The sequence below is a fragment of the Qipengyuania gaetbuli genome (assembly GCF_020171365.1).
In the GTDB taxonomy this organism is placed as follows: Bacteria; Pseudomonadota; Alphaproteobacteria; order Sphingomonadales; family Sphingomonadaceae; genus Qipengyuania; species Qipengyuania gaetbuli_B.
In genome coordinates this window covers 264,064-281,086 of record NZ_JAIUZO010000002.1, presented here as the reverse complement: position 1 = coordinate 281,086, position 17,023 = coordinate 264,064, and the positions used below count along the sequence as shown (strand labels likewise).

At 62.9% G+C, this 17,023-nt stretch carries 16 protein-coding genes and 1 tRNA gene; 12 read left to right on the top strand and 5 right to left on the bottom strand.

The genetic code is table 11. The annotated features are described in order from the left end of the window. The first annotated feature begins 64 nt into the window (after nt 1–64). Nucleotides 65–259, top strand: a complete 195-nt coding sequence (locus LCL94_RS01800; RefSeq protein WP_224830734.1) for a hypothetical protein — start codon at nt 65–67, stop codon at nt 257–259. Here LCL94_RS01800 and LCL94_RS01795 read toward each other — a convergent pair whose 3' ends face one another. Further along, on the bottom strand, nt 260–1,603 hold the full coding sequence (locus LCL94_RS01795) for an MFS transporter (protein ID WP_224830733.1): 1,344 nt from the start codon (nt 1,601–1,603) through the stop codon (nt 260–262). A 114-nt stretch (nt 1,604–1,717) separates the two neighbouring features. On the opposite strand from LCL94_RS01795, the gene pgsA reads away from it, so the two are divergent. Beyond that, complete coding sequence (gene pgsA / locus LCL94_RS01790) at nt 1,718–2,311, top strand: CDP-diacylglycerol--glycerol-3-phosphate 3-phosphatidyltransferase (protein ID WP_160607463.1); 594 nt, start codon at nt 1,718–1,720, stop codon at nt 2,309–2,311. Here the strand turns inward: pgsA and LCL94_RS01785 are convergent. Next, nucleotides 2,308–3,774: an oligosaccharide flippase family protein gene (locus LCL94_RS01785; protein ID WP_224830732.1), complete on the bottom strand. Its 1,467-nt coding sequence runs from the start codon at nt 3,772–3,774 to the stop codon at nt 2,308–2,310. The genes pgsA and LCL94_RS01785 overlap by 4 nt on opposite strands. Nucleotides 3,775–3,973: 199 nt before the next feature. On the opposite strand from LCL94_RS01785, the gene LCL94_RS01780 reads away from it, so the two are divergent. Next, nucleotides 3,974–4,243 carry a hypothetical protein gene (locus tag LCL94_RS01780; RefSeq protein ID WP_224830731.1) on the top strand — a complete coding sequence of 90 codons (270 nt, stop codon included), beginning with the start codon at nt 3,974–3,976 and terminating at the stop codon, nt 4,241–4,243. Here LCL94_RS01780 and LCL94_RS01775 read toward each other — a convergent pair. Then, nucleotides 4,240–5,136: a hydrogen peroxide-inducible genes activator gene (locus LCL94_RS01775; RefSeq protein WP_160607460.1), complete on the bottom strand. Its 897-nt coding sequence runs from the start codon at nt 5,134–5,136 to the stop codon at nt 4,240–4,242. The two genes, LCL94_RS01780 and LCL94_RS01775, sit on opposite strands and share 4 nt — an antisense overlap. After that, entirely contained in the window at nt 5,133–6,335 is a 1,203-nt protein-coding gene (gene rnd / locus LCL94_RS01770; RefSeq protein WP_224830730.1) for a ribonuclease D, read from the bottom strand. The genes LCL94_RS01775 and rnd overlap by 4 nt, the downstream gene beginning before the upstream one ends. Before the next feature lie 155 nt (nt 6,336–6,490). On the opposite strand from rnd, the gene aspS reads away from it, so the two are divergent. Continuing rightward, nucleotides 6,491–8,278 carry an aspartate--tRNA ligase gene (gene aspS, locus LCL94_RS01765; protein ID WP_224830729.1) on the top strand — a complete coding sequence of 596 codons (1,788 nt, stop codon included), beginning with the start codon at nt 6,491–6,493 and terminating at the stop codon, nt 8,276–8,278. A gap of 88 nt (nt 8,279–8,366) precedes the next feature. Next, nucleotides 8,367–9,365: a hypothetical protein gene (locus LCL94_RS01760; RefSeq protein ID WP_224830728.1), complete on the top strand. Its 999-nt coding sequence runs from the start codon at nt 8,367–8,369 to the stop codon at nt 9,363–9,365. Between the two features lie 13 nt (nt 9,366–9,378). Here LCL94_RS01760 and LCL94_RS01755 read toward each other — a convergent pair whose 3' ends face one another. Continuing rightward, nucleotides 9,379–11,355, bottom strand: coding sequence for a serine hydrolase domain-containing protein (locus LCL94_RS01755; RefSeq protein WP_224830727.1), 1,977 nt, complete (start codon nt 11,353–11,355; stop codon nt 9,379–9,381). Between the two features lie 151 nt (nt 11,356–11,506). Here LCL94_RS01755 and LCL94_RS01750 point away from each other — a divergent pair, with 151 nt between their 5' ends. The 7 genes from LCL94_RS01750 to LCL94_RS01720 all read left to right on the top strand — a co-directional run bounded on the left by LCL94_RS01750 (nt 11,507) and on the right by LCL94_RS01720 (nt 16,983). Further along, nucleotides 11,507–11,743, top strand: a complete 237-nt coding sequence (locus LCL94_RS01750; RefSeq protein ID WP_006834437.1) for an acyl carrier protein — start codon at nt 11,507–11,509, stop codon at nt 11,741–11,743. 93 nt (nt 11,744–11,836) lie between these two features. Next, on the top strand, nt 11,837–13,096 hold the full coding sequence (fabF, locus tag LCL94_RS01745) for a beta-ketoacyl-ACP synthase II (RefSeq protein ID WP_224830726.1): 1,260 nt from the start codon (nt 11,837–11,839) through the stop codon (nt 13,094–13,096). A 1-nt stretch (nt 13,097) separates the two neighbouring features. Next, entirely contained in the window at nt 13,098–14,072 is a 975-nt protein-coding gene (gene mltG, locus LCL94_RS01740) for an endolytic transglycosylase MltG (protein ID WP_224830725.1), read from the top strand. Next, entirely contained in the window at nt 14,069–14,587 is a 519-nt protein-coding gene (locus tag LCL94_RS01735) for a 2'-5' RNA ligase family protein (protein WP_224830724.1), read from the top strand. Before mltG ends, LCL94_RS01735 begins: the two co-directional genes overlap by 4 nt. Nucleotides 14,588–14,664: 77 nt before the next feature. Further along, nucleotides 14,665–14,741, top strand: a tRNA-Met gene (locus LCL94_RS01730). 92 nt (nt 14,742–14,833) lie between these two features. Next, nucleotides 14,834–15,766, top strand: a complete 933-nt coding sequence (locus tag LCL94_RS01725) for a sulfotransferase domain-containing protein (protein ID WP_224830723.1) — start codon at nt 14,834–14,836, stop codon at nt 15,764–15,766. Between the two features lie 134 nt (nt 15,767–15,900). Beyond that, nucleotides 15,901–16,983: a DUF3500 domain-containing protein gene (locus LCL94_RS01720; protein ID WP_224830722.1), complete on the top strand. Its 1,083-nt coding sequence runs from the start codon at nt 15,901–15,903 to the stop codon at nt 16,981–16,983. Nucleotides 16,984–17,023 lie beyond the last annotated feature (40 nt).

Here is a 17,023-nt window from a genome sequence, read left to right as displayed (position 1 = left end):
CCCGCTTTGCGACAGCGTGGTTTCACCGGGACCCCGAAGGTTAAAAATGCGTTAAACCCGCATCATGAGACGCGCACTTGTCCTCAACAGCGAAGCAGCCCGTCACTGGCTGCGGGTCAGCCTTCCCCAGCGGCGGATGATGTTTGCCGACATCCCGCAGGACCAGCCGATCGACTGGAAGCTGACCGCGTCCGACGTGCGCGGCGCTGCATCGGTCTATTTCGCGACCTTCGCCGCAGTCCTCGCCTTTATCGCCTGATCAGGCCTGTTCGCGCGCGGCTGCCTGCCGTTCCGCAGCCAACAGCTTGCGCCCCAGCCACGCCGAAACAAGGCACATGGCTGCACTGATCAGCACCTGCTCCACAATCGGAACGCCTGCCGCGCTCATGGCCATGGCGAGGAGAGAGCCGCCCACCATCGCGCCCGAATTGACGATATTGTTCGCCGCGATCGTGCGTGACGCCTTTTCGGGCGCGACGCGGGTGGTGAGGAAGGCATAGAGCGGGACGACGAACATCCCGCCTGCAATCGCAATGCCGAGCAGGCACAGCAGCAGCACCGTCGCCATCGGCCAGGCAAGAAAGCCTGCCACGTCCAGCAATTCGGTCGGCTGGTCGGCCTGCCACAGCTTCGCCACGCCATAGAAGGCGATGACAAAGAAGCCCATGACAATGACCGAGGGGGGCGAATAGCGGGCCGAAACCTGTCCCTTGAGGAGGGCGTTGATGGCGACCGATCCGATCGCGATGCCGACGGAGAAGACCACGAGGAACAGGCTCGCCACTTCCTTGCTTGCCATGATCACGTTCTTGGCCAGCGGCGGGAACTGGATGAACAGCACTGCACCGATGGTCCAGAAGAAGCTGATGGCGATGATGGCGTAGAAGACCTCGCTAACGTGCATCGTCTCGCGCACGAGCTTCACCGAGGCGCGCAGGATGTGCCAGTCGAGCTTTTCGACCGTGCCTTGCGGCGGTGCGTCGGGGATCTGGCGGCTGACAACATAACCCACGATCGAAGTCAGGATGATGCCGATGGCGGCCACCTCGACCGGGATCCAGCCTGCCAGGATCGTGCCTGCCAGGATGGCGATATAGGTTCCGGCCTCCACCAGCCCCGTTCCTGCCAGCACTTCGTCTTTCTTCAGGTGCTGGGGCAGGATCGCATATTTGATCGGGCCCAGGAAAGTCGACTGTACCCCGGTCAGGAACAGGGCGAGCAGCATCAGGACGATGGGAAAGCTTGTCTGGATGCCGAAAAGCGACACCGGCATCTCGTACCCGCGCCAGGCCAGGTAGAGCCCGCTCGCGCCGATGAGCATCAGCACGATTTCGCAGAACTTCACCTTGCGGATGATTGCCGCCTTGTCGCGCATGTCTGCGAGCTGGCCTGCCAGCGCCGACAGGACGAAGAAGGGGAGGATGAACAGGCCCGAAGCGATGGCGCTGAATTGGCCTTCCGCCTCTTCCGAATTGTAGATCGAATAGACGACGAACAGCACCATGGCTGTCTTGTAGAGATTGTCGTTGAAGGCGTTGAACAGCTGCGTGACGAACAGCGGCAGGAACCGCCTGCTGCGCAGCAAATGCGTTGATGTAAGCATGACCCCTCGTACGCAACCCCGCGTGCGCGGCCCTTGTGAGGAACAACACGGCGGCGGACAAGGGCATTGTGCGGCTTTTGCGGCGAGACGTTTGTCGTTAGGGGGAGTGCCATCATGTTGAGCCTGCCCAACATCCTCACGCTGTCGCGCATCTTCGCGATCCCGCTTCTGGCCTTCCTTCTGTGGTGGCCGGGTTGGGAAACGGGCTATCTTGCCGCCTTCGTGCTCTACTGCGCGATGGGGATTACCGATTACTTCGACGGGATGCTGGCACGGTCCAGCGGTACTGTTTCGAAGCTGGGCATTTTCCTCGATCCGATCGCGGACAAGATCATGGTCGCCTCGGTCATCCTCGTGCTGGCGGCCCAGGGCGTGCTTCGCGGCCCTTATGTCGGGGACATGCACGTCGTGGCGGGGCTGATCATCCTCGTGCGCGAGATTGCCGTCTCGGGCCTGCGCGAATTCCTCGGCGGGTTGCAGATTTCCGTGCCGGTGAGCCGGCTCGCCAAGTGGAAGACGACTTTCCAGCTGATGGCGCTGGGTTCGCTGATCCTCGGCCAGGGCCTGCCGCGCTGGACGATGCAGATCGGCGATATCGTGGCCAACGTCCCGCACACCGTCGGCCTCGTATCGCTATGGGGTGCGGCCATCCTGACGCTTGTCACAGGCTGGGATTACCTGCGGGTCGGCCTCAAGCACATGGACTAGAAGCGCGCGAGCAGCCTTCGGGCCACGCGCAGCATTTCGGCCTCGCTCGATTGAGGCCGTCCCGACAGCAGCCACAGCAGCATAACAGCGGAAAAATAGATGGCTGCTCCTAGTGCGGCGCGCCAGAGCAGTTCGACCAGCGGTGAAGGGGTGAGTGCAGGAAGCGCGCGAACGCAGAAATACATCGCCGTGGCTGCAAGATATGGCCGCGCGACCGCCACGAGGAACCCTGACAAGCGATAACGCGAGAAATGGGCCAGCACGACGAGGCCAGCAAACAATGTCATGGCGCTCACGATCAGGCCCGTATGGGCGATGTCCAGCGGAGTGCCGCCGAACTGGGCGACTATTCCGACCGCGGCGGCCAAGCCTGCCAGCCCCGCAAGGCACAGCAGGGCCGACGATTTCTCGTGGCCGCCTGCTTGCAAAGACGATGCGATCAGGCGGAAAACCGCCATCAGTGCGGTGCCGATGGCGATGGGAGCAACAAGCGGCACTGCCGAGCCCCATTGCCCGCCCAGGAAGACCCGGATGAAGTGCTCTGCCACCGCCGCAAGCCCAAGTCCCATGGAGGCCGTGATCATCGAATAGGCGCCGAGCGAGAGGGCAATACGTTCGCCCTGCGTGTCGAACGCCCCGCTCCTCGCCGTGGTCACGAAGGTCACGCGGTTGAGTGCCATGGCGATTTCCTGCGTGAGGATGTTCGAGACGTCCTTGCTGACCGAGAAGGCACCCACGGTGCCCGTGTCGGCCGTACGCCCGACCACGATCCTCTCGACCTGCCCGTAGAAGACCTGTGCGACTACGCCTGCGAAAATCCACAGGGACACGCCCAGCAGTTCCGCGCGTCGCACCAGTGAAAGGCGCGGGCGGAATGGCTGCATTGTGTAGGACAGGACCGTCAGGATCAACGACTGCACGATCATTCCGACCACGAGAGCCCAGTAGGATCGCAGCCACAAGGCGAGCGCCACAGTGACGAAGAACGACACGATCCGCGCAGTCGCCTTCATCTTGAGGTCCTGTGCGAAGGCGAAATCCCGCTCGAACTCGACAACCCCGATATTGACGAGGCCCAGCATCACGAACCTTAGCGACAGCGCGTAGACCACAGGCTCGACGCGCGGCTCGCGGAAAAAGTCTGCGGCTGGGGCAGCAATGGCAAACAACAGCAGGCCGAGCGCTGAAAACATGATCAGCTGGATGGTGAAAGCCGTGTCGTAATAATCCCGCTCAGGCTCCTCCATCCGCAGCAATGCCTGCTTCATGCCAAGGTAGGAGAACGTCTCCACCAGCGCGACCGCAGTCATGGCGAGGCCGACAACGCCGAAATCGGCCGGAGTCAGAAGGCGCGCAAGAATGAAGACCGAGACCAGCCCGATCGCGCGCAGCACCCATGTCAGAGCAACGGCAATGGCCGCGCCGCGATAGACGCTGCCCTTGCTGGGCGATCCGCTGCTCATTGGCTCGCCATGTCCAGCGGTTGCTGTGGTTGCGGCATGCTTCCCCTCGTGTGTCGCGGCCAGCGCTACGCGCTAACCACCGGGTATGCACCCAAAATTTGCGGGCCTGCAGGGGCGGAACGGGGGATCGGCGCGACGAACGGGGGAAACCGCGCAGTGGTCAACGGTTCTTTTACCAAACGCAATTAACAACGGTCGCATGGGTACTACGATACACATGATCCTTGCCGCGCTGCTCAAGGTCAGCGCAGTGGCAATCATCTTCAACGAGATCCGCGGGCTCATCCTCGCGGCACCCGTTCTGTACGGCCTGTATATCTCGGGCGGCACTGCCATGGCGATCTGGATCGCCTTCTGCTCGCTCGCCGGGATTGCGCTCAGCGTTATCGTCCCGATGTTCGCCGTTAAGAAGCTCGACAGGTTCGTGAAGTCGAAGGTCGCAAAGACCCAGGAACCGCTTGCGGCCTAACCGGCGCGCAATTCTTCCGCCAGCAATTCGAAATCGTCCCGGCGCGGGGAATTCTTGCGCCAGATCAGCGCGATTTCGCGGCTCGCCTGCTTGCTCTTGAGCGGGCGTGCGACGACATCGGTACCGTTCAGGATACCGGCTTCCACCGCCATTTCCGGCAGCATCGTCAGCCCGAGGCCATTATCGACCATCTGTACCAGAGTATGCAGGCTGGTGCCGATCATCGTGGCGCTTCCACGAAGTTCGGGCCGGTTGCAGGCCGCCAGCGCGTGTTCCTTGAGGCAGTGACCGTCTTCCAGCAGAAGCAACCGGCCTTCGTCGATCATGTCGGCTGACACGGTTTCGGGCGGATCGCGCGGATCGTCTTTCGGGAAGGCGACGTAGAGCGGATCGTCCGAGATGTGCGCCTTCTCGACCTCGCCCGTCGCAAAGGGCAGGGCGAGTAGCACGCAATCGACGCGCCCGTGCTGGAGCGATTCGACCGCGTCGTGACTGGTTTCCTCGCGCAGGAACAGCTCGAGGTCGGGGCGCTCCTTGCGCAGGCGCGGCAGGAAACGCGGGAGCAGGAAAGGCGCGATCGTCGGAATGACGCTCATGCGCAGCTGCCCCGCCAAGGGCTTGCCTGCGGCCTGGACGAGGTCCGCCAGCTCTTCAGCTTCGCGCAGGATGCGGTGTGCTTTCTCCACCACCTGGTTGCCCAGTGCAGTGAAGCGGACCACGCGGCGGCTGCGCTCTACCAGCGTCACGCCCAGCAGCGATTCGAGCTCGCGGATGCCGGCTGAAAGCGTCGATTGGGACACGAAGCTTGCCTCTGCCGCGCGGCCGAAATGGCCGTGCTCGTGCAGCGCGACAAGGTATTGCAGCTGCTTGAGGGTGGGGAGGTAGGTGCTCACTCCGCGGCCTGTGCCTCGGTCAATTCATCGCCCATGTCGTCGACGTGGGTCATCAGCAGCTTGCCATCCTTGACCGCGAAGGCGAGTCGCCCCTCGACCAGTTCGAGCGCGTCCTTGCCGAAAACCTCGTACCGCCATCCTTCGAGGATGGGCAATTTGCGTACGCCCGCGGCCAGTGCTTCCATCTCGTCCGCCTTGGTCAGCAGGCGGGCGGCGACGTCGATTTCGCGCGCACGGATCTTGAGCAGCAGCTTGAGGAGGTCCGCGACCAGCGCGCCTTCCTTGCCCAGCGGCGCACCGCGCTTGGGCTTGTCGGGCATTTCTTCCTTGGTCAGCGGTTCGGCCTTTTCGATGACCTTCATCAGCCGCTTGCCGATGTCGTTGTCCTTCCACGCGTTCGACAGGCCGCGCACCTTGGTCAGGTCGACCTGCTTCTTCGGCGGGTGACTGGCGATGTCGGCGAGCGTTTCGTCGCGCATGATGCGCCCGCGCGGAATGTTCTTGTGCTGCGCCTCGCCCTCGCGCCATGCAGCCAGCGCCTTGAGGCGACCGAGCACGGTCGGATTGCGACCGGGCGAGCGAATGCGCTTCCATGCGATGTCGGCGTCATTGGCATAGTTCGCCGGATCGGCGAGCTTGTCCATTTCCGCATCGAGCCATGCACCGCGGCCCGTCTTCACCAGCTTTTTCAGGATCTTGGGAAAGATTTTGGACAGGTGCGTCACGTCGCCGATGGCATATTCGATCTGCCGGTCGGTCAGCGGCCGGCGGCTCCAGTCGGTGAAGCGGGCGCCCTTGTCGACCGTGATTCCCAGCCAGCTTTCGACGAGGTTGGCATAGCCGATCTGTTCGGACTGGCTGATCGCCATCATCGCGATCTGCGTGTCGAAGATCGGGTGGGGCGTCTTGCCGGTGAAATTGTAGACGATCTCGACGTCCTGTCCGCCAGCGTGGAAGACCTTCAGGACTTCCTCGTTTTCGCACATCAGGTTCCACAGGGGTTTCAGGTCCATGCCGTCGGCCAGCGGGTCGATGGCCGCGGCTTCTTCCTCGTTGGCGATCTGCACCAGGCACAGTTCCGGCCAGTAGGTGTTCTCGCGCATGAATTCAGTATCGACAGTGACGAAATCGCTTTTCGCCAGGCGTTCGCACAGGTCTGCGAGGGCCTCGGTAGTCGTAATCAGGTCGTGTATCTTCATCGTGTCTTTTCTTGCTCTTGAGCGGAGTACCGCTCTCGCACCGCAGCGAGCCTTGACAAAAACCCGCAGGTGCCCTGTTAGCGCGCGCGATTCCTGCTAGAGGAGCGCGACGCCGCGCCCCTAGCGCCATAGCTCCGAAAATGGAAAGATTTTAGATGCACGCCTATCGTACCCACAACTGCGCTGCGCTGACCAAGGCAAATGTCGGCGAAACTGTCCGCCTGTCCGGCTGGGTGCACAACAAGCGCGATCACGGCGGCGTGCTCTTCGTCGACCTGCGCGACCATTACGGTATCACGCAGATCGTCGCCGACAGCGACAGCGAAGCGCTGCCGGTGCTGGAAAAGCTCAAGCTGGAATCGGTCATCACCATCGACGGCGATGTGAAGGCGCGTGACGAAGTGGCGGTGAACAAGAACCTGCCGACCGGCGAGATCGAGGTATTCGCCCGTTCGGTCACGGTGCAGAGCCGTGCCGACGACCTGCCGCTGATCGTGAACCAGGCGGAAGACTATCCCGAGGAAACGCGCCTCAAGTACCGCTTCGTCGACCTGCGCCGCGAGCGCGTCCACGCCAACATCATGCTGCGCAGCCAGGTCATCTCCAGCCTGCGCCGCCGGATGCAGGACCAGGGTTTCTTCGAGTTCCAGACCCCGATCCTCGGCGCGTCGTCGCCCGAAGGTGCGCGCGACTACCTCGTCCCCAGCCGCCTCCACCCGGGACGTTTCTATGCGCTCCCGCAGGCGCCGCAGATGTTCAAGCAGCTACTGATGGTCGCCGGTTTCGACCGGTATTTCCAGATCGCGCCCTGCTTCCGCGACGAGGACCTGCGTGCCGACCGCTCGCCGGAATTCTACCAGCTCGACTTCGAAATGAGCTTCGTGACGCAGGAAGACGTGTTTCAGGCGATCGAGCCGGTGCTTGCGGGAGTGTTCGAGGAATTCGCGAACGGCAAGACCGTCACCCCTGCAGGTGAATTCCCGCGCATTCCCTATGCCGAAGCCATGCTGAAGTACGGCAGCGACAAGCCGGACCTGCGCAACCCGCTGATCATCAGCGATGTGACCGAGCACTTCACCACCTCGGGCTTCGGCCTGTTCGAGAAGATCGTCGGCACCGGGGGCCGCGTGCGCGTGGTTCCGGCCCCGAACACCCACGAGAAGAGCCGCAAGTTCTTCGACGACATGAATGACTGGGCGCGCCGCGAAGGCTTCGCCGGCCTCGGCTACGTCACCCGCAAGGGCGGCGAATTCGGTGGTCCGATTGCCAAGAACCACGGCACCGAAGGCATGGAAAAGCTCTATGCCGAACTCGGCCTTGGCGAAAATGACGGCCTGTTCTTTGCTGCCGGCAAGGAGAAGGACGCCGCCAAGCTGGCCGGTGCCGCGCGTACCCGCGTCGCCGAGGAACTCGGCCTGATCGAGGAAGGCTGCTTCAAGTTCTGCTGGATCGTCGACTTCCCGATGTTCGAGTACGACGAGGAGCAGAAGAAGGTCGACTTCAGCCACAACCCCTTTTCGATGCCACAGGGCGAGATGGAAGCGCTGGAAACGCAGGACCCGCTCGAAATCAATGCATGGCAGTACGACATCGTCTGCAACGGTTACGAATTGTCGTCGGGCGCGATCCGGAACCACAAGCCGGAAATCATGTACAAGGCATTCGAAATCGCCGGGTACACGCAGGCCGAGGTCGACGAGAACTTCTCCGGCATGATCGAGGCCTTCAAGCTGGGCGCACCGCCGCACGGTGGCTCGGCTCCGGGTATCGACCGCATCGTGATGCTGCTCGCCGACGAGCCGAACATCCGCGAGGTGATCGCATTCCCGCTCAACCAGAAGGCGCAGGACCTGATGATGGGCGCTCCCAGCCTCGTCAGCCCGCGCCAGCTGCGCGATGTCCACATCCGCACGGTCGAGGCACCCAAGACCGAAGGCGCCTGATTGCCCCTGCGCGGGCTACCTGCGCATTCGTTCATGACACGGCCACCGGATTGGGGCTAGCCTTCCTGAAAAAAGGGGGAGGGTCCGAATGCGTCTTGGTATCCGCGTTTGCGTGGCAGCGCTGGTCGTTGGACTTCCGGCTGCGGCGAATGCCGAAGTCCTGACAGTCGAAGGTGTCTATGCCGCCCGCGATGCAGGTGCGGTCGAAGTCGAGGAAATCACTATCGAGCGCTTCGGCGGCGAAGTGGGTGAACGGCTAGCCATCGCCCTGACCGACCGGCTCGAAGACGTGCAGATCGACGGCGCGCGGTACTTTACCGTTCGCGCCGGTGCCGGTGGGGGCAATAACTTCTACATCTACGGGGCGGATACGCCTGCGAGCGAAGTGGCCGCGGCGGTCGAGGCGGGCCCGGTGGCCGCAACCATGCGCGGTACGGCATCGGGCGAAGTTTCGGATTACCGGTCTGGATCCACGAAAAAGACGCGCTGCGTGAAGAAGGACGAAAACAAGAACTGCGTCGAGGAGCGTGTGGACGTCTACGAATGCCGGACCATGACCGTCAGCTTTTCGCCATCGCTCCGCCTGATCGCGCGGGAAGGCGGTACGCTATACGCGGCAGATGGCCGGCACAGCCAGTCGCAGAATTACTGCGCGAACGAGTATTCGCAGCCTTCCGCCAACAAGATGATGGACGCGCTGGTGGATAGCTTCGCGACCCGCGTCAGGCTCGACCTGGCACCCGAATTCCGGCGCGAGGACATCCGTGTGCTCGAAAGCCGCAAGGGCCTGGGCAAGCAGGATTCCAAGGATTTCAAGACCGCAGTCCGGCTCACCAAGAATGACCAGCTGGCGGCCTGCATCCGCTTCGAGGAGATGGCTGGACGCAACCCGGAACAGGTATCGGCGATCTTCAATGCCGGACTTTGCGCAGAGCGCGACGGACGGCTGGAAGAGGCCGCCGACCTCTACCGGCGCGCCTTGGCAACCGGCGAGAGCAAGGATTATTCGGAGGCCGGACTGGACCGCGTCTCGAGCCGCCTCGAGGCGGAGCGCCAGTTGTCACTGCGCTATCCGCCGCAAGACTGAACGGGTGACGCCGTCAGGCGGCGTCCTCGGTGAAGACATATTCGTGCTGGGCATCCATCAGGATCAGCACGCGCTTGCCTTCGCGCTCGCCCATAATCAGCGGGAAGCCGAAGAAGCCCGGCGTCATGAAGATCACCGAATTCGTGCCATCGTCATTGGCCTTGGTGCCGATCGCTGACTTGCCGGAGGTAACCGTTGCCCAGGTCAGGCCATTCTCGGTCGAGATGGTGAGCGGACCCAGTTCGGGGCTGACGTAACGCGGCGCGAGCGTTGCCAGAACGGTCGGATCGCCTTTCTCGATAATTCCCTCGCGACCCTTTTCACGCGCTTCCGCCCCGAGTTTGACGGATGCTGCCAAGCTCTCGTCCGCCTCCTTGTTGCCGTCGTAGAGCACTTCAAGGAGCTTTCGCTGGAACAGGCCGAGCATGCCTTGCCCGGTATCCGAATTGGTCAGCAGCACCGCGCCGATGCCGTCTTCGGGAATGAACCAGAAGTTGCTCTTGTAGCCGATCAGGCTGCCGCCGTGGAAATAGACCTGCTTGCCGAGGCCCGCGTCCTCCATCAGGCCCATGCCGTACCAGCTGTTTTCGCCAAGCGGCACGTAACGCTCGCGGCGCTTGAGCAGGTTTTCCGCCGATGCCAGCTGGGCGCCGTCTGCCATCTTGCCGTTGTTGAGTTCGTTGAGCGCATACAGCGCCATGTCGTGCGCGGTCGACCACACGCCCCCTGCAGGGCGATAGGGATAGACCATGTAGTTCCAGTCCATGGGGGCTTCCTCGACCGGTCCGGCATACCCGCGGGCATGCGGCTTGGCCCAGTTGGCCTTCATCGCCTCGGAGAAATCGAAGGTAGTATCGTTCATGCCCAGCGGATCGAAGATGCGTTCGTCCATCGCCCGGTCGAATGCGGCGCCGATCTCCATGGCGGGGTAGACCAGGTGGCCGCCGATATAGCCGGCTGCGCTCGCCATGAGGTTGTTGTACTGGAAGACCTCGCCGAAGCCGCTGGTCGGCTCCGTCAACGCCAGCTGGGCGAAGGTATCGCTGGCAGGCGTCTCGGCGCTGGTATTCATGACCCACTGCATGTCCTTGCGCGGCAGGCCGGTGCAGGCGCAGATCAGGTGTTCGACCCGCACGCTGTCGGTGGTGGCATCGCTGCCGAGGCGGAACTCGGGATAGACTTCGGTGACCTTCTGGTCCCAGGCGAGCTTGCCCTCATCGACCAGCGTGGACAGGAGTAGGGTTGCCATGCCCTTGGTGTTGGAGGCGACCATGAAGCTGGTGTTTTCGTCCACCTTCTGCGTGCCGCCCTGTTCGGTAACCCCAAGGCCGCCTTCCCACACGATCTTGCCGTCCTCGATCAGGGCAAGGCCGACGCCGGGCACTTCGAGCCCCTTCATCGCCTCTTCGACGAAACCGGTGATTTCGGCGATGCGCGCAGGCGTCAGCGCATTTGCCTCCTTGCCCGCGAAAGTCTCGCGCTCGAAATCGGCCGGCTTGAGCGAGCCGAAGGCCTGGTTGAGCTGCGCATTGCGCTTGGCGATGGTGGCCAGCGCGCCGTTGATCAGCACGACCGTCCAGCGGTCGCCCTTGCGCAGGCCGATGCCCTGCACGGCGATCTTTTCTGCCGGGGAGCTCTTGTAATTCACCACCGTGATCTGGTCCCAGCCGTCGCGGGCGGGCGGTTCCTGCGCGATGAGCACTTCGCGCTCGAAACCGGGCGACAGCTTCTGCCAAGCGGCGGCCACAGCAGCGCTGCCATCTTCTGCTGCATCGACTCCGACGACAGCGGCCGTTGCATCCCCTTCGGGTGCGGTGAAGACGAGCATGCCGTCGCGCGTCTCGCTTGCCCAGCCGGGCACCGGAACGATCGTTGCGCCCGTGCCGGTATCCACAGCCTCCTGCGCCGCGGGGGCGGCTTCCTGGGCCAACAGGGGCAGGGGCGATGCGGTCAGGAGGAGGGCAGAGGCAGCGAGGGCAAGCTTTTTCATGGCGTTGGGCTCCTTGTGTCTTATCCACACAATACGCCATATGCGTGACAGGTCAATTTCAGCTACGGCACCGCGAGCACTTGCGCTTGTCCGCGCCGTTCATTAGGGCGAAACCCAATTTCAAACCCCCATGAATTCGAGAGGGAATAAAATGAGCGATACTGCCGACCGCGTGCAGAAGATTGTCGTCGAGCACCTCGGCGTCGAAGCCGACAAGGTGACGCAGGAAGCCAGCTTCATCGACGATCTGGGCGCAGACAGCCTCGACATCGTCGAACTGGTCATGGCTTTCGAAGAAGAATTCGGCGTTGAAATCCCCGACGATGCGGCTGAGAAGATCACCACCGTCGGCGACGCGACCAAGTACATCGAAGAGCACAAGGGCTAAGCCTTTCGCTTTTCGAAGCCCGCGCCAATGCGGGACCGGACAGGCCCGACCCGGTAGCGGGCCGGGCCTGTTGTCTTATCTGCGGAGAATTACATGCGTCGTGTGGTCGTAACCGGACTTGGCCTTGTCACCCCCCTGGGCGGCGATGTCGAAACCTCGTGGGCAAACCTGATCGCTGGCAAGAGCGGGGCGGGGCAGATCACCCGTTTCGACACGTCCGACCAGAAGTGCACCATCGCCTGCGAAGTTAAGCCGAAGGATCACGAATACGGCTTCGATGCCGACAAGCGCGTCGACCACAAGGTCCAGCGCCAGGTCGATCCCTTCATCGTTTACGGCATCGACGCTGCCGGACAGGCGCTCGAAGATGCCGGCCTTGCCGAGATGGACGACGATCTGAAGCTGCGTGCCGGCGTGTCCATCGGCTCGGGCATCGGCGGCCTGCCGGGTATCGAGAGCGAATCCATCGTGCTGCATGAACGCGGTCCCGGCCGTGTCAGCCCGCACTTCGTCCACGGCCGCCTGATCAACCTCATCAGTGGTCAGGTTTCGATCAAGTACGGCCTCATGGGCCCGAACCATGCGGTGGTGACCGCATGTTCAACCGGTGCGCACTCGATCGGTGACGCGGCGCGCATGATCAAGGACGGCGATGCCGACGTGATGCTGGCGGGCGGTGCGGAAAGCACGATCAACCCGCTGGGCGTTGCAGGATTTGCGCAGGCCCGCGCGCTCAACATGAGCATGAACGACCGCCCGACCGAAGCCAGCCGCCCCTATGACAAGAACCGCGACGGTTTCGTCATGGGTGAAGGCGCGGGCGTGGTCGTGCTCGAGGAATACGAGCACGCCAAGGCGCGAGGCGCCAAGATTTACGCCGAAGTGGTCGGTTACGGCCTCTCGGGTGACGCCTATCACGTCACCGCCCCGCATCCGGAAGGCAAGGGCGCGGAGCTGGCCATGCGCATGGCGCTGCGTAAGGCCGGGATGGAGCCGGGCGACATCGATTACGTCAACGCCCACGGCACCTCGACCATGGCGGACACCATCGAACTGGGCGCGGTGAAGCGCGTGCTGGGCGACAATCTGGGCGGCGCGTCGATGAGCTCGACCAAGTCGGCCATCGGTCACCTTTTGGGCGGTGCAGGCGCAGTTGAAGCTATCTTCTGCATCCTTGCCATCCGCGACCAGATCGTCCCGCCGACGCTCAACCTCGACGATCCGGACGAGGGTACGGAAGGCGTCGACCTCGTCCCGCACACTGCCAAGAAGCGCGAGGTCAAGGCCGCACTCAACAACAGCTTCGGCTTCGGCGGCACCAACGCATCGCTGATCGTCAAGAAGGTAGACTGACGTGAAGGCACGGGGCGCGCTGGTCCTCGGCGCACTCGCTGCGCTGCTTGTCGCCGTGGGTGCCGTCTGGTTCGCCAGCGGCTGGTGGGGCTCCGCCAAGATCGGGGAGGATACGTCCTTCACCGTCCCGTCGGGTTCGACGCTGACCTCGGTCGCGAACAGGCTGGAGGAGGAAGGGATCATCGCCTCGGCGGATGCCTTCCTGCTGCGCGCCAAAATCTTCGGTGGCGGCGATCCGATCCAGGCAGGCGAGTTCCTGCTGCCCGCCAATGCGAGCCAGGCGCAGATCCTCGACATGTTCCAGGACGGCGAGGTCATCCGCCGCTTCGTGACCGTGCCCGAAGGCATGCCTTCCATTCTCGTGTGGGAACGCCTGATGGCGGAAGAGCACCTGACCGGTGACATTCCCGTACCGCAGGAAGGCAGCGTGCTGCCCGACACCTATGACTTTGAACGAGGGGAAGAGCGCGCCGCCGTGCTCGCGCGCATGCAGGCGGCCATGCAGAATTACCTCGCCGAGGCATGGCCCAAGCGCAAGCCGGGCATTGCGGTCGACAATGTGAAGGACGCGCTCGTCCTCGCCTCCATCGTGGAAAAGGAAACCGGCGTTCCGGGCGAGCGCCGGATGGTGGCAGGCCTCTATTCCAACCGCCTCAAGGACGGCATGATGCTGCAGGCGGACCCGACGATCATCTATCCGATTACCAAGGGCAAGCCGCTGGGGCGGCGCATCCGGCAGTCGGAAATCTCGGCCGTGAACGACTACAACACCTATTCGATGGTCGGCCTGCCCAAGGGGCCGATTACCAATCCGGGTCGCGAATCGATTGCCGCCGTGCTCGATCCGGCAAAGACCGAAGCGCGCTACATGGTCGCCGACGGGACGGGGGGGCACGCCTTTGCCGAAACGCTCGCCGAACATAATGCGAATGTCGAAAAGTGGTTCGCCCTGCGGCGCGCCCGCGGTGAGATGTGAGCGGCAGCGACGCGCCCCTGATCCTGACGGCGGAACTGCCGCCCGACCTGCATCGCCGCTATACCGACCTTCGTACCGCGCATTTTCCGCCGGAGCGCAATTACCTCGAGGCGCACGTCACCCTGTTCCACGCCTTGCCGGCGCAGTGCGAGGATGAATTGCGGCGCTACCTGGCCCGCCTGACGGGAGAGATCGCCCCCGTTCGCGGGCAGGTGGACGGGCTGATGCCACTGGGCGGCGGCACGGCCATCAAGCTGTCGAGCCCCGACATGCTGGCCTTGCGCGACGAGATTGCCGAGCATTTCCGCGGCATGCTGACCAATCAGGACCAGCACCGGCCGCGGCTCCACGTGACCATCCAGAACAAGGTCACGGGCAAGGAAGCGCAGGCGCTGCAGGCCCAGCTTGCAGGCATGATAGAGCCGCGCCCTTTCACCTTTCCGGGCCTTGCGCTTCACGCCTATCGCGGCGGTCCGTGGGAGTTCATCCGCCGCTTCGCATTTCGCGGGAAATGAGTGTTGACCCGCGCGCAACCGCGCCCTAAATGCGCCGCCTGCCGAGCGGGCACTTGCCCGCCGACACGGCCTTTCGGGGCGGAGTAGCTCAGGTGGTTAGAGCAGCGGAATCATAATCCGCGTGTCGGGGGTTCGAGTCCCTCCTCCGCTACCAATTTCCAGACATCTGCGATTTCGTACCTGCTCTTGCCAAGCTGTGACGGGCAGGTGTAGCCAACCTGTCAGGGTCGCTGGGAGGAGGCTCTATTGGCAAATCAACCAGCGAAGACGCGCATCTACCAGAACCATCATCTGGATTCGACCAGGTGGAACTGGTTCAAGCCCCGCGACAACGACATCATCATCGCAACGTCCTACAAGGCCGGGACGACGCTGATGCAGACGATCGTCGCCAACCTCCTGTTTCCTCACGACGACATGCCGGCGCCCGCATCCGATTTGTCGCCCTGGCTGGACTTCAGGCTCTTCCCGCTTGAACTGGCGCTCGGCCAGCTGGAGGCGCAGGAACACCGGCGGTTCATCAAGACGCATACCCCGCTCGATGGTTTGCCCTATTTCCCCGAAGCCAAGTACATCTGCGTCAGCCGTGATCCACGGGACGTCTTCATGTCGCTCCTCAACCATTGGGGAAACCACACCGAAGCGTTCTACATGGCGGCGAATTCGACCCCCGGGAGAGTGGGCGACGAGTTCCCGCGTTTCGGCGGCGATATCAAGGAGATGTGGCGGGACTGGATCACCCACAGCTGGTTCGATTGGGAGATCGGCGGCTACCCCTATTGGTCGCATCTGAGCTACGCGCTCACCTTCTGGAACCATCGCGAGATGGACAATATCCTGATGGTCCACTTCAACGATCTTAGAGCCGATCTCGAAGGCGAGATGAGGCGCATTGCCGCGTATCTGGAAATCGACGTGGCCGAGGAGGACTGGCCGGACGTCGTTCGCCGCTGCACTTTCGAAGAGGTCAAGAAGAACCCGTCCAAGGTGGTGGGCGAGGGTATCTCTTTCGCCTTCGAGGGAGGGGCGGATACCTTCATTCACAAGGGCACCAACCGGCGCTGGGTTGGCGTTCTGGATGAAGAAGACCTGGCGCTCTACGAGGAAGCGATGGCCAAGTTGCCGAAGGATTTCAGGCAGTGGCTTGAAGGCGGGACCCAGGCGGGAATGGCTGCCTAGCTATTCCTCCGCCACCGGATTTCCTCAAGATTTGTGCTTGGCGCTCGACTGTCATAGTCTTCCCTCGGGTCCGGGGGAGATTGGTTATGAGTGCTTTCGCGCGATCCTTATTTCATGCCGTTGCTATTACCGCCTTGGCCCTTCCTGCGACGCAGGCATGGGCTCACGATCCGGTTGTCCCTGAACTGGAAGCGATGCGGGTGGCGGACATGCAGGGTGCCACGCTGGCATTCCTCGGCACACTGACCGACGAACAACGGGAGAAGGCCAGCAGCACGCTGGGCGACAATGCGACCAGGACAAGCTGGTCCAACCTGCCCGTCAGCATGGCGCCGAGGTCAGGACTGGTCGTGGCGGAAATGTCGCCCGAGCAGCGCCGCGCGCTACACGCCATGATGGCGTCGGCCCTGTCGAGCCAGGGTTACCTCAAGTCGGCGACGATCATGTGGCACGAGGACGTGTTGCGGGCGATGTTCGACGCGATGGTGGCAACAATGCCTGACAGCGATCCGCGCAAGGCGCAGGCGCTTGGTTTTGCCGACAATTACGACAGCGAGAAGTATTTCGTCTCCGTTTTCGGGGATCCCCGTGGAGAGGAATGGGGTTGGCTGGTGACGGGACATCATTTCGCCGTCAACTTCACCGTGTCAGGCGGCAAGATCGCGTTCACGCCGATGTTCCTCGGTGCCAATCCGCAAATTGTCCAGGAGGGCCGCTACGCAGGCTGGCAGCTTCTCCAGCATGAATCCGACAGGGCGTGGGCCTTGCTCGGATCGCTCGACGACGATCAACTGGCGCAGGCCGTCGTGGCGGCAGAGGTCGATACCGCTGTCTTTGCCGGACCGGGAAAACAAGAAAGCCACCAGCAGGCCTTCGGCATAACAGCCTCGGACCTCAACCCGGTGCAGCGCCGCCTGCTGGACGGCCTGCTCGACGAGTATCTCGGCGATGCGTCGGATGAGGCGGCCGCGCGGCAACGCGCTTCGATCGAAGCCGACGGTCTGGATACGTTGAGATTTGCCTGGTGGGGGCCGACCGACCAGCCGAGAGGCCGCTACATGTTCAGGGTGCAGGGCCCGTCAGTGCTGATCGACTATGTCCGTGAACCGTCCGGCGACGGAGCGCATAATCACGTGCATTCGATCATGCGCGATCCGTCGAATGACTACGGATCCGACTGGCTGAGGCGCCACTACCACGAAGCGCACCAGGAGTAGCGCGCGAGATATGGGACCCAGGGGCTAGTGCCCTCCAGCC

Bases quoted from the DNA above. Each gene is read 5' to 3' on its own strand.
- LCL94_RS01800 (WP_224830734.1), top strand. From the start codon at position 65: ATGAGACGCGCACTTGTCCTCAACAGCGAAGCAGCCCGTCACTGGCTG.
- LCL94_RS01795 (WP_224830733.1), bottom strand. From the start codon at position 1,603: ATGCTTACATCAACGCATTTGCTGCGCAGCAGGCGGTTCCTGCCGCTG.
- pgsA (WP_160607463.1), top strand. From the start codon at position 1,718: ATGTTGAGCCTGCCCAACATCCTCACGCTGTCGCGCATCTTCGCGATC.
- LCL94_RS01785 (WP_224830732.1), bottom strand. From the start codon at position 3,774: ATGAGCAGCGGATCGCCCAGCAAGGGCAGCGTCTATCGCGGCGCGGCC.
- LCL94_RS01780 (WP_224830731.1), top strand. From the start codon at position 3,974: ATGGGTACTACGATACACATGATCCTTGCCGCGCTGCTCAAGGTCAGC.
- rnd (WP_224830730.1), bottom strand. From the start codon at position 6,335: ATGAAGATACACGACCTGATTACGACTACCGAGGCCCTCGCAGACCTG.
- aspS (WP_224830729.1), top strand. From the start codon at position 6,491: ATGCACGCCTATCGTACCCACAACTGCGCTGCGCTGACCAAGGCAAAT.
- LCL94_RS01760 (WP_224830728.1), top strand. From the start codon at position 8,367: ATGCGTCTTGGTATCCGCGTTTGCGTGGCAGCGCTGGTCGTTGGACTT.
- LCL94_RS01755 (WP_224830727.1), bottom strand. From the start codon at position 11,355: ATGAAAAAGCTTGCCCTCGCTGCCTCTGCCCTCCTCCTGACCGCATCG.
- LCL94_RS01750 (WP_006834437.1), top strand. From the start codon at position 11,507: ATGAGCGATACTGCCGACCGCGTGCAGAAGATTGTCGTCGAGCACCTC.
- fabF (WP_224830726.1), top strand. From the start codon at position 11,837: ATGCGTCGTGTGGTCGTAACCGGACTTGGCCTTGTCACCCCCCTGGGC.